The sequence below is a fragment of the Streptomyces sp. F63 genome, assembly GCF_018070345.1.
In the GTDB taxonomy this organism is placed as follows: Bacteria; Actinomycetota; Actinomycetes; order Streptomycetales; family Streptomycetaceae; genus Streptomyces.
The window spans coordinates 45,862-56,895 of record NZ_JAGPXX010000037.1; the positions used below are offsets into that span (position 1 = coordinate 45,862).

At 74.5% G+C, this 11,034-nt stretch carries 8 protein-coding genes and 1 riboswitch; of the genes, 2 read left to right on the forward strand and 6 right to left on the reverse strand.

What is annotated here, in order from left to right:
* Positions 1 to 22 precede the first annotated feature (22 nt).
* Entirely contained in the window at positions 23 to 1,246 is a 1,224-nt protein-coding gene (locus tag KBZ10_RS25885; protein WP_210990149.1) for a transglycosylase family protein, read from the reverse strand.
* Positions 1,247 to 1,250: 4 nt separating this feature from the next.
* Positions 1,251 to 1,468: riboswitch (cyclic di-AMP (ydaO/yuaA leader) on the reverse strand.
* Positions 1,469 to 1,839: 371 nt separating this feature from the next.
* On the opposite strand from KBZ10_RS25885, the gene KBZ10_RS25890 reads away from it, so the two are divergent.
* Positions 1,840 to 2,670, forward strand: coding sequence for an adenosylcobinamide amidohydrolase (locus KBZ10_RS25890; protein WP_210990150.1), 831 nt, complete (start codon positions 1,840 to 1,842; stop codon positions 2,668 to 2,670).
* Positions 2,671 to 2,732: 62 nt separating this feature from the next.
* On the opposite strand, the gene KBZ10_RS25895 is transcribed toward KBZ10_RS25890, so the two are convergent.
* The 5 genes from KBZ10_RS25895 to KBZ10_RS25915 form a co-directional block, all read right to left on the reverse strand.
* On the reverse strand, positions 2,733 to 3,764 hold the full coding sequence (locus tag KBZ10_RS25895; protein WP_210990151.1) for a rod shape-determining protein: 1,032 nt from the start codon (positions 3,762 to 3,764) through the stop codon (positions 2,733 to 2,735).
* Between the two features lie 205 nt (positions 3,765 to 3,969).
* Positions 3,970 to 5,418, reverse strand: coding sequence for an NADP-dependent phosphogluconate dehydrogenase (gene gndA, locus KBZ10_RS25900; protein WP_210990152.1), 1,449 nt, complete (start codon positions 5,416 to 5,418; stop codon positions 3,970 to 3,972).
* Between the two features lie 128 nt (positions 5,419 to 5,546).
* Positions 5,547 to 7,916, reverse strand: a complete 2,370-nt coding sequence (locus KBZ10_RS25905; protein WP_210990153.1) for a phosphoketolase — start codon at positions 7,914 to 7,916, stop codon at positions 5,547 to 5,549.
* 162 nt (positions 7,917 to 8,078) lie between these two features.
* Entirely contained in the window at positions 8,079 to 8,216 is a 138-nt protein-coding gene (locus tag KBZ10_RS25910) for a hypothetical protein (protein ID WP_210990154.1), read from the reverse strand.
* A 259-nt stretch (positions 8,217 to 8,475) separates the two neighbouring features.
* Positions 8,476 to 10,158: an LCP family protein gene (locus KBZ10_RS25915; protein ID WP_210990155.1), complete on the reverse strand. Its 1,683-nt coding sequence runs from the start codon at positions 10,156 to 10,158 to the stop codon at positions 8,476 to 8,478.
* A gap of 273 nt (positions 10,159 to 10,431) precedes the next feature.
* On the opposite strand from KBZ10_RS25915, the gene KBZ10_RS25920 reads away from it, so the two are divergent.
* Positions 10,432 to 10,809 carry an ATP-binding protein gene (locus KBZ10_RS25920; protein ID WP_210990156.1) on the forward strand — a complete coding sequence of 126 codons (378 nt, stop codon included), beginning with the start codon at positions 10,432 to 10,434 and terminating at the stop codon, positions 10,807 to 10,809.
* Positions 10,810 to 11,034: the final 225 nt, after the last annotated feature.

Below are 11,034 nucleotides of genomic sequence, written 5' to 3' on the forward strand. Positions count from 1 at the left end.
GGTGCCGCGCGGTGCGGGGAGGTCAGATGCTGACGCCCTTGCCCCGCAGGTAGGCCAGCGGGTCCACGTCGGAGCCGTAGCCCTGGCCGGTCCGCACCTCGAAGTGCAGGTGCGGGCCGGTGCTGTTGCCCGTCGAGCCGGACAGGCCGAGCTGCTGGCCGCCCTGCACCGTCTGGCCGGCCGAGACGGACAGCGAGGACAGGTGGGCGTACTGGCTGAACCTGCCGTCGGCGTGCCGGACGACGACCTCGTTGCCGTACGCGCCGGCCCAGCCCGCGGAGACGACCGTGCCGGAGCCGATCGACTTCACCGAGGTGCCGGTGGGAACGGAGAAGTCGACGCCGGTGTGGTAACCGCTGGACCAGCTGCTGCCCGAGGCCCGGTACGGGGTGCTCGGGGAAGCGGCGACCGGGGCGGTGAAGCCCGCGGTGTTCGCCTTGGCCTGCTGGGCGGCCGGCTTCTCGGCGGCCTTGGCCGGAGCCTTGGCCTCGGTCTTGGCCTCGGACTTCTCCGCCTTCGGCGCGGCCTTGGGGGCCTCCGCCTTCGGAGTGGCCTTCCCGCCGTCCAGCGAGTACTTCTGACCCGGGAAGATCAGGTCGGGGTTGCCCCCTATGACCTCGCGGTTGTCCTCGTAGAGGTTCTTCCAGCCGCCCTCGACGCCCTTGGCCTCGGCGATCCTGGCGAGGGTGTCACCGCTGACGACGGTGTACGAAGAGGTCTTCGTGCTGTCCGCGTCCGACGGAGACGGCTGCGCGGCCTTCTTCTCGGCCTTCGGCGCGGCCTTGGGGGCGGCCGCGGGGGCCTCCTTCTTCGCGGCGGACCCGGCCTGGCCCTGCTGCTTGGCGCCGGTGTCGACGGCGGGGGCCTCACCACCGCGGGTGAGACCGGCCTTGACGGAGCAGACCGGCCAGGCGCCGGGGCCCTGGCCCGCGAGCACCTTCTCGGCCACCGCGATCTGCTGGTCCTTGGTGGCGAGGTCCGCGCGCGGCGCGAACTCGGTGCCGCCGTAGGCCGCCCAGGTGCTCTGCGTGAACTGCAGGCCACCGTAGAAGCCGTTACCGGTGTTGATGCTCCAGTTGCTGGTGCTCTCGCACTCGGCGACCTTGTCCCAGGTCTCGACCGAGGCGGCGCTGGCGCCGGTGGCGCCGACGAGGGGGAGGGCGAGGCCCGCGCCGCCGGTGGCGACGGCGAGCGTGGCGAGGGAAAGACGATTCGTGCGAGTACGGCGATGACGTCCGCGAGACATAGGGGTATTTCCTCTCCTACGCCTGCGAGGTGAGCTGTCGGGTTCGGGCTGGAGTTGCCCGGACGCATTTGCACGGTCGGCTCGGCCGCCCTGCGCGTCTTCACCCCAAGCCGCACCGTGTGGTGTGTCACACGGTCCGGCGACTTACCTGTGGGTCCCCCGCTCCTGCCGTGGTGGTCGTGGTTTTCCCCCTCCGGCGGCAGGATTCGGCGTCCCGGAGGAAGAATGCCCGCCAAGCGTTCGGCGGAGCAGCGGCAAACGTAAGCGCTCGGTTTTCACCAAGGCAAGGAGAAGTCGGACAGCGCGGTGTTTACCGGAGGTATTCGCGGGCATGGCGTGACCCGGTGCGCACAGGCGCCTGCAAAGAGCGACGGAAATCCTCGCGGTTTGCCGCCCGAAAACAGCGGAGCGTCACATCCTCGACGGAACAGCGGCATCCCAATGCGGTGGGTCACCATTCCGCTCCGCATTCTGTGAAGCGCGTCACCGGAAGCCGTTTTGTCCGTTTTGGCAAGATTTCCGGAGAGCGCGGGACGGCGGCCGGGACGGCGGCCGGCCCCCCTGCCCCGCCCCGGCGGCCGCCGTCTACGATCATGGCCACCGGGCGCCGGGACACCCCCCGGCCGCCGCCCGGACCCGGCCGACGGAGGAACGGCGCCGTGACCACCACCCCCCTGCCCCGCCCCGCGGCCGGACCGGCGCCCGTCCTGCTGCGGGCCGAGCGGCTGGCCCGCGCCGAGGACGGGGCCTGCCGCCACCTCCTGCTGTGGCGCGCCGGGCCGGGCTGGCGGATGGCCAGCAGCGCCGTCCTGGGCGGGGGCCTCGGTGAGCGCGGCTGGGTGCTCAACGCCCAGGTACGGCCCGGCTACAGCCGGACCGACCCCGGCCGCCACCTGGCCGGGCTGGCCCGCGACGCCGGGCTGACCGGGCCCGGTGTGGGCCTGATGACCGCGGCCGAGGTCGACGCGTGCACCCGCGCTGCCGACGGCGGGGTGGAGGCACTGGTCACCACCGGCATCGGTGTCTCCGGCTGGGCCGCCTCCCCCGCCCCCGGCTCCCCGGCCGCCCCGCCGCCGGGGACGGTCAACATCGTCGTCGCCGTCCCGGCTCCGCTCGGGGACGCGGCCCTGGTCAACGCCGTGGCCACGGCGACGGAGGCCAAGGTCCAGGCGCTGCTGGAGGCGGGCTACGACTGCTCCGGCACCCCCTCGGACGCGGTGTGCGTGGCGGCCCGCGCACCCCGTCCCGGCGAGGAGGAGGAAGCCTTCGGCGGTCCGCGCTCCCTCTGGGGTGCGCGGCTGGCCCGGGCCGTCCACGCCGCCGTACGGGAGGGCGCCCTGCGGGAGCGGAAGCGCGCGGCGGGCGCACGCGACCGGCCGGAGCCGCATCCGCGCCCCCTGCCCGGCTGCCGCGCGGAGGTCTGAACCCCCGCCCCGGAGGCCCGGGGGCACCGCTGCGCGGAGGCCGTCCGCGGTCGCTGCGCTCCTCACAGCGGGGCCAGCATCTGCTCGCGGGCGGCCGGGTCCACGTCGTCGATCCAGCGCACGGCGCCGTCGAGCACGGAGGAGCGCGGCGCCCCGGCGAGGTGGACGGTCATGCCGATGGCCCGGCCCAGCCGGTCCGGGAGGCCGTCGAAGAGCGCCCCGCCCCCCGTGACCACCAGCCCGCGCTCCACGATGTCGTCCGCGACACCGCCCGGGCAGTTGCCGATGGCGGCGACGACCAGCCGGGCGATGCGCCGGATCTCCGGCTCGATGAGGTCCCGCAGTTCCCCGGCCGCGACCGAGACGGTCTTGGGCAGGTCGTTGACCCGGTCCCGGCCCCGGACCGGCAGGCGGGTGCCGGGGGCGCTCTCCGCCACCCGGCCGAGGCCGGTCTTGACGGCCTCGGCCGCGCTCGTGCTGAGCGCCAGGACGTGCTCGCGCTGGAGGTGGGTGACCAGCGCGGAGGTCACGGCATCGCCCGCGACCGGCGAGGACTCGGCGGCGACCAGGGTCCCGAAGGCGAAGGCACAGATCTCCGTGGTTCCGGCGCCGATGTCGACGATCATGGTGCCGCCGGAGTCCCAGAGCGGCAGGCCGGCCCCGAGCGCCGCGAGCAGCCCCTTGGGCAGCAGCCGCACCCAGCGGGCGCCGGCCTGGAGCAGCACTTCCTCGGCGGCGATCCGCTGCACCTCGGTGGCGGAGGCGGGGACGCCGGTGACGACCCCGGGCGGCAGCAGACCGCGCCGGGAGGGGCGGCCGTCGCCCAGCGCGTGCCGGAGGAGCAGGGCGGCGGCGTCGAAGTCCGTGACCACGCCGCGGCCGAGCGGCACGACGGCCTCGATGTCCGGCGGGGTGCGGCCGAGGACGCGGGCCGCCTGGTCGCCGACGGCCACCACCTGCCGGGACCCCGCGGTCACCGCGATGACGGACGCGCCGTCGTAGCGGTGGGTGCCGCGCGGCCCGCGGACGCGGAGACGGGAGGTGCCGAGGTCCACCGCTACGGGCGGTCCGCCGGAGGTGCGGGACCAGCGCATGGGGAGTCCTTTCCGGACGGCTGCTCTCCGGTCAGACTCGCGCGGGCGGGACCGGCGGCGGGCCAGGCGCTCCCCGCACTCCCTCGAAAGTGTGATGATCTGCCTGCACGGCCCGTCCGCACGGCCCGCGGCGGGCCCCCGCGCCGGGAGCCCCGCCCCCGCCGCCGGGAGCCCGCCGCGGCCGCGCCCGGTGGCCGCCCCCGCCTCAGCCGGCGACCTCGGAGCGGTCCCCGCCCCAGAGCGTGTGGAAGCTGCCCCCGCGGTCCACGCGCCGGTAGGTGTGCGCCCCGAAGTAGTCGCGCTGGCCCTGGGTGAGCGCGGCCGGGAGCCGTTCGGCGCGGAGGGCGTCGTAGTACGCGAGGGCGGCGGAGAAACCGGGGGCCGGCACCCCGTGTGCCACCGCCGTGCCGACCACCGTGCGCCAGTCCCGCTGCGCCGCGCCGATCTCCCCGGCGAACTCCCGGTCGGCCAGCAGCGTGGGCAGCTTGGGATCGGTGTCGAAGGCGGCACGGATGCGGTCGAGGAACGCGGCCCGGATGATGCAGCCGCCGCGCCAGATCGTGGCCACCGCCCCCGGGTCGATCGACCAGCCGTACTCGGCGGCGGCCGCGTCGATCATGTTCCAGCCCTGGGCGTAGGAGACGACCTTGGAGGCGTAGAGCGCCTGCTCCACCTGGTCGGCGAAGTGCCGGGCGTCCTCCGCCCCGAGGGCGGGGCGCTGCGGGCCGGGCAGGCCGCCCGCGGCCTGCCGCAGCTCCGCGTGGCCGGAGACGGAGCGGGCGAAGACGGCCTCGGCGATGCCGGAGACCGGCACGCCCAGGTCCAGCGCCGTCTGCACGGTCCAGCGGCCGGTGCCCTTCTGGCCGGCGCTGTCGGCGACGACGTCCACGAAGGGCCGGCCCGTCACGGCGTCGGTGTGGGCCAGCACCTCGGCGGTGATCTCGATGAGATACGAGTCGAGGCGGCCGGTGTTCCAGGTGCGGAAGATCTCGGCGATCTCGGCGGGCCGGTAGCCGGCGACCTGGCGCAGCAGGTCGTAGGCCTCACCGATGAGCTGCATGTCGGCGTACTCGATGCCGTTGTGCACCATCTTGACGAAGTGCCCGGCGCCGTCCGCCCCGATGTGGGTGCAGCAGGGCGTGCCGTCGGCCGCCTTGGCGGAGATGTCCTCCAGCAGGGGGCCGAGGGCGGCGTAGGCCTCGGGCGAGCCGCCGGGCATGATGCTGGGCCCGTTGAGGGCGCCCTCCTCGCCGCCGGAGATCCCGGTGCCGACGAAGTGGAGGCCGCGCTCGCGCAGCGCGGCCTCCCGGCGCCGGGTGTCCTCGAAGTGCGCGTTGCCGCCGTCGATGATCATGTCGCCGGCTTCGAGCAGCGGGACGAACTCGTCGATCACCGCGTCGGTGGACATGCCCGCCTTCACCATGATCACCAGGCGGCGGGGCCGCTCCAGCGAGGCGACGAAGGCGGCCGGATCGTCGGAGGGGAGGAAGGTGCCCTCGTGGCCGAACTCCTCGACCAGGGCACGGGTCCGGGTCGCGGTGCGGTTGTGCAGCGCCACGGTGTAGCCGTGCCGGGCGAGGTTGCGGGCCAGGTTGCGGCCCATCACCGCCAGCCCGGTGACTCCGATCTGCGCCTTCGTCCCGGTGTCTGCCATATCTCAAGACTCCCTCGGTGGCGGGATGGCCCCGCGTCTGTTGCCTCTGCTGCGGTCGCTGCGCTGCCGGTTCCGCCGTACCGCCGCGGCGCTGCCGCCCGCGGTCCCTCCGTCCCCGCGGGGGGCCGCTAGTCCCAGCTCCAGTCGCGGACCTCGGGCATGTCCTGGCCGTGCTCCCGGATGTACGAGCGGTGTTCGTTGCGCTTGTCCTTCATCAGCTGGCGGACCCCGATCGCCCGGAGCGCCAGCCCGGGCACCCGGTCGATGACGTCCATGACCAGCCGGTAGCGGTCCATGTCGTTCAGCACGACCATGTCGAACGGTGTTGTGGTGGTGCCCTGCTCCTTGTATCCCCGGACGTGGATGTTGGGGTGGCCGTTCCGCCGGTAGGTGAGCCGGTGGATCAGCCACGGGTAGCCGTGGTAGGCGAAGATGACGGGCTTGTCGGCGGTGAATACGGCGTCGAACCCGTGATCGTTCAGCCCGCTGGGATGTTCCGTGTGCGGCAGCAGCCGCATCAGGTCCACGACGTTCACCACCCGGACGGCGAGCTCCGGCAGATGCGCGCGGAGCAGTCCGGCCGCCGCCATGACCTCCTGCGTCGGGACGTCGCCCGCGGCGGCGAGGACCACGTCCGGCTCCCGCCCGGTGTCGCTGCCGGCCCAGTCCCACACACTGACGCCGCGCTCCACGTGGTGGACGGCGTCGTCGAGGGAGAGCCAGTCGAAGCAGGGCTGCTTCCCGGCCGCGACGATATTGATCAGGTCGCGGCTGTCGAGCGTCTTCCCGGCGACGGCCAGCAGGGTGTTGGCGTCCGGCGGCAGATAGACCCGGATGGTCTGCGGGTCCTTGTTGACCATGTGGTCGATGAAGCCGGGGTCCTGGTGCGAGAAGCCGTTGTGGTCCTGCCGCCAGACGTGCGAGGTGAGCAGGTAGTTCAGGGAGGCCAGCGGCATTCGCCAGGGCAGGTGCCGGGAGACCTTCAGCCACTTGGCGTGCTGGTTCGCCATGGACGTCACGATGTGGATGAACGCCTCGTACGAGGAGAACAGGCCGTGCCGCCCGGTCAGGAGATACCCCTCCAGCCAGCCCTGGCAGTTGTGCTCCGAGAGCATCTCCAGCACCCGGCCGTCGCGGCTCAGGTGCTCGTCGGTCGGCAGCAGCGCGTCCTGCCAGCCCTTGCCGCTCGCGTCGTAGACGTCCTGGAGGCGGTTGGAGGCCGTCTCGTCCGGCCCGAACAGCCGGAAGTCCCGGCTGTTCTCCGTCCGCCGTATCAGATCGCGCAGCAGCCCGCCCAGGATCCGGGTGGGCTCGTGCAGGGTGGCGCCCGGCGCGGAGACCTTCACCGCGTAGTCCCGGATCGGCGGCACCGGCAGACTCCGCAGCAGGCGGCCGCCGTTGGTGTGCGGGTTCGAGCCGAGCCGCCGGTCGCCCGCGGGGACGTGGCCGAGCACCTCGGGGCGGGGCCGGCCCTGCTCGTCGAAGAGCTCCTCCGGGCGGTAGGAGCGCATCCACTCCTCCAGCTGCCGCAGATGCCCGGGGCTCTCCCGCAGGCCCGACAGCGGCACCTGGTGGGCGCGCCAGGTGCCCTCCACCGGCTTGCCGTCGACGGTGGCCGGTCCCGTCCAGCCCTTGGGCGTCCGCAGCACGATCATGGGCCAGCGGGGGCGTCCGGCCGCCCCGTCCTCGCGGGCCGCCCGCTGGTGCTCCGCGATCCGGTCCAGGCAGTGGTCGAGGGCGGCGGCCAGGGCGTGGTGCACGGCGGCCGGGTCGTCGCCCTCGACGTACACCGGCTCGTGGCCGTGGCCGCGGAGCAGCTGGTCCAGTTCCTCGCGCGGCAGGCGGGAGAGGACCGTCGGGTTGGCGATCTTGTAGCCGTTGAGGTGGAGGATCGGCAGGACGGCGCCGTCGTGCACCGGGTCGAGGAACTTGTTGCCGTGCCAGCCGGTGGCCAGCGGGCCCGTCTCGGCCTCGCCGTCGCCGATGATCGCGGCGACGACCAGCCCGGGGTTGTCGAAGGCCGCGCCGTAGGCGTGGCTGAGCGCGTAGCCCAGCTCGCCGCCCTCGTGGATGGAGCCGGGAGTCTCCGGGGCGACGTGGCTCGGCACCCCGCCGGGGAAGGAGAACTGCCGGAAGAGCCGGGCCATGCCCTCGGCGTCGCGGGAGACGTCCGGGTAGACGTCGGAGTAGCTGCCGTCCAGCCAGCAGCAGGCGAGGGTCGCGGGGCCGCCGTGGCCGGGACCGGTGATGTGGATGGCGTCCAGGTCCCGGGCCTTGATCACCCGGTTGAGGTGGGCGTAGACCAGGTTGAGGCCGGGTGTGGTGCCCCAGTGCCCCAGCAGCCGCGGCTTGATGTGCTCCACGGCCAGCGGCTCGTCCGGCAGCGGGTTCGCGAGCAGGTAGATCTGGCCCACGGCCAGATAGTTCGCGGCCCGCCAGTAGCGGTCCAGCGTGGCGAGGTCGTCGTCGGACAGGTGCGCTGCCTGAGCCGTGGCCATACTGTTCGCCTCTCGAATCGGCCGTGCGGTCTTCGGTGCGTGATCAGCCGTGCGTGCTCTTCCCGCGCGGGCGGGGGCGCGACAGCCCCGCGCCGCCCGGCCCGGCGGATATCCCCCGCCGCCACTCCATACTCCCCCGTTCCGTCCCGAACTCACCGGAATTCAGCCGGAGTTCTCCGCCGCTGCCGCCGCCGTCGCCTCGCGTTCCCGCCGGTCCCGGCGGGCATGCCGGCGGTCCCCGGCGGTGGCGTCGACGATGTCGGGGAAGCTCCGGCCGGCCGTGGGCCGTTCGTTCCCCATCGGCGCTCTCGATCCGCTCGGACGCCTCCTCGGCCTCCCCGCCGTCGAGCCCGCCGATCAGTCGGCACGCGCCGCGACCGGGGTGGAGTCCCTGCCCAGCCGCATCGTCAGGAGCGTGGTGACGGTGCGGTCGGCGCCGACTGCTCGCCGGCGAAGGCGTGGATCCCCGCCGCGGCACCGGGCCCCGCGCCACGCGCCCGGTGACCGCCGCCCGTCCGTGATCACGGACGGGCGGGCCCGCGGCGCCGGCACGGGAGCGCTAGCCGCCGGGCGGGGCCTCGCGGCAGCTCAGCTCGTCCCCCGTCACGGGCGCCCCCTCGACACCGCTCCGGTCGTGGACGACCGGGACCACCCGGCCGGCGATCGGCCCGACGGTCACCCGGAAGACCCGGCCGAGGCCCTTCACCTCACGCACCCGGGCGTTCGGCAGCGCGGCGGACAGGGTCGGCGCGGCGCGCCGCAGCCGCGGGTCGTGGGCGATCTCGGTCGGCCCGGCCTGCTCGGCGCCACCGCCGGACCCGGCCGTGACCCCGACGACGGTGAAACCGGCCGCCCGCAGCTCCCGCGCCAGCCGTGCGGCGCTGCCCGGCTCGGCCCCCGGCCCCTCGGCCACCCGGACCCGCAGCTTGCGGGGGGCGATGGCGACCGGGACGGGGCGGACCTCCCCCGGCCGGGTCTCCGGGACGATCGGGCGGTCCGCCCGGACGGCGGCGAAGAGGGCCTCCGCGCGGGGCTCGTCCCAGACGAGGGTGGAGCCCCAGCCGGGTACCCGGTGGTCGAAGTCCCTGATGGGTACGGTGGCGAACTCGGCGGCAGAGGTCGGCAGCTTCCGCAGGGCGCGGCCGAGCCCGGCCAGCTTCGGCAGGGTCAGACCCTCGTCGGTGCGGACGGACGCGAGCAGGGCCCGTGCGCTGCGGGAGAGCCCGTCCCGGCCGGCGGCGGCACGCTCGCCGGAGAGGAGGTTCTCCATCACCGAGAGCAGGAAGCGCTGCTGCCGGCGGACCCGGCCGAGGTCGCCCGGGGGATCCAGCTTGCGGGCGCGGACGTACTTCAGCGCGCCCGTGCCGTCGACGTGATGGGTGCCGGGCGGGAGGTCGAGGCCGGAGTTCTTGTCCTTCAGGGGCTTGCCGGTGCAGACCCGGCCGCCACCGAGCCGGTCGACGGTGCGGACGAAGCCGGTGAAGTCCGTCTCCAGGTAGTGGTCGATCCGGATACCCGTCGCCCCTTCGACCGCGGCCACGGTGAGGGCCGGGCCGCCGTGTTTGTGCGCCGCGTTGATCTTTCCCCAGTGGCGTACCGGCCCGCCGCCGGAGCCGGAGGGCACGGCACCGGCGGCCGCCGTTCCGGAGGTCGCGGTTCCGGGGCTCTCCGGCGGGGAGGCCGGCGGGCCGGAGGTCCCGGTCCCGGAGGCGGCCGGCCCGGGGGCTCCGGCGGCGGGCGTGTCCGTGACGGGCGGCTCTCCGGCGGGGGGCTCCGCAGCGCGCGTCCCCGTGGCGGAGGTCGCCGCGGCGGACGTCCCCGTGGCGGACGTCCCCGTGGCGGGGGGTTCCGTGTGCGGGGGGAACTCGGTGTAGGAGTCGCGCGGGATGCTGATGACACTGACCCGCCGCCGGTCCTCCGAGACGTGCAGCAGCATCATCACGTCCGTGCAGTCGCAGCCCTCGCCGCCGACAAACAGCCGCCGCTTGTCCTCCCGCGAGATCCCGGTGCGCCGGTCGAGGCCGACGAGCAGGAAGGTCGTACCGGGGGTCGCACGCGGCCTCCCGGTCACTCCCTCGAAGGGCGAGACGCGGGGCGCGGCGGCCTCCGGGCCGGGCCGTGCCGGAGGCTCCGGGGCCCGGGACCACTGCGCGCAGCCACCGGCCAGCACGGCGGCGCAGAGGACGCCGGCCGTCAGCGACCGGGGCCTCCGGGTGCGGAGGGGGAGGGCTGGACGGAACATGGAGGACACCTCCGCGATACGGTGACCTCCGCAGGCTAGGCACGGCGCGCGGGGAGGTGCGCGGTGCGCACGCCGCGCCCGGCGGGCCGCCACCCGGAAGGCGGAACGCGGATCCCCGCCGGCCCGTCTCCCTTGGTGACAGGTCGGTCGGGAGTACCCGGATGACAGGTGTTCTCACATCATCGGGGTCATTCGCTGCCTGATCGTGTCCCATGTTTGGGCGGCCGGTGGGCAGGAGGGGTGTAATGAACGGTAAGGAGGAGGTGCAGCCGCATGGTCGTGGTGGAGTCCAGCCGGGCCAGCACCGCTGACGCCCGGCACGCGGCTGCGGAGTTCGTCTCCTCCGCATGCCCCGGGGTGGATGCCGACGCGGTCGTGCTCGTGGTGTCCGAGCTGGTGGCGAACGCGGCCCGGCACACGTCCGGATGGTGGCGGCTGCGCATCAGAGTCCGTGAGGACGTGCTGATCGTCGATGTGGACGACCGCAGTGAGGTCACCCCGGCCATCCGCCCGACCTCGGATCTCACGGGCGGCGGCGGGCTCGGCCTGATCATGGTCCAGCGGCTCTCCGACGAGCTGCAAGTCCTCCCCCGCACCGGCGGCAAGACGGTCCGTGCCCGTTTCCCCCTCCACGCCAGGGCCACGGTCTGAGTTCTTCCGCCTCCCATCCCTCCCTCCCCTCCGGCTCCACGGTGAGACGGCCCGGTCCGGGGGCGCGCGAAGACAGCCGCGCGGGAGCCCGGGCAAGCCGCCTTCTCGGGGCCCCTCCGCCGGAACGGTCGCCCGGCGGCCCGGCCCGACCGATCCCGTAACGCCTCCGTGCAACAGCCCGCCGTCTCCCTCCGCCCTCCGCCGCTCTCCGCCCCTCCCCTCCCC

What these genes read in the sequence shown, in the direction of transcription:
- KBZ10_RS25885 (WP_210990149.1), bottom strand. Translation starts at nt 1,246, where the DNA reads ATGTCTCGCGGACGTCATCGCCGTACTCGCACGAATCGTCTTTCCCTC.
- KBZ10_RS25890 (WP_210990150.1), top strand. Translation starts at nt 1,840, where the DNA reads ATGGCCACCGGGCGCCGGGACACCCCCCGGCCGCCGCCCGGACCCGGC.
- KBZ10_RS25895 (WP_210990151.1), bottom strand. Translation starts at nt 3,764, where the DNA reads ATGCGCTGGTCCCGCACCTCCGGCGGACCGCCCGTAGCGGTGGACCTC.
- gndA (WP_210990152.1), bottom strand. Translation starts at nt 5,418, where the DNA reads ATGGCAGACACCGGGACGAAGGCGCAGATCGGAGTCACCGGGCTGGCG.
- KBZ10_RS25905 (WP_210990153.1), bottom strand. Translation starts at nt 7,916, where the DNA reads ATGGCCACGGCTCAGGCAGCGCACCTGTCCGACGACGACCTCGCCACG.
- KBZ10_RS25910 (WP_210990154.1), bottom strand. Translation starts at nt 8,216, where the DNA reads ATGGGGAACGAACGGCCCACGGCCGGCCGGAGCTTCCCCGACATCGTC.
- KBZ10_RS25915 (WP_210990155.1), bottom strand. Translation starts at nt 10,158, where the DNA reads ATGTTCCGTCCAGCCCTCCCCCTCCGCACCCGGAGGCCCCGGTCGCTG.
- KBZ10_RS25920 (WP_210990156.1), top strand. Translation starts at nt 10,432, where the DNA reads ATGGTCGTGGTGGAGTCCAGCCGGGCCAGCACCGCTGACGCCCGGCAC.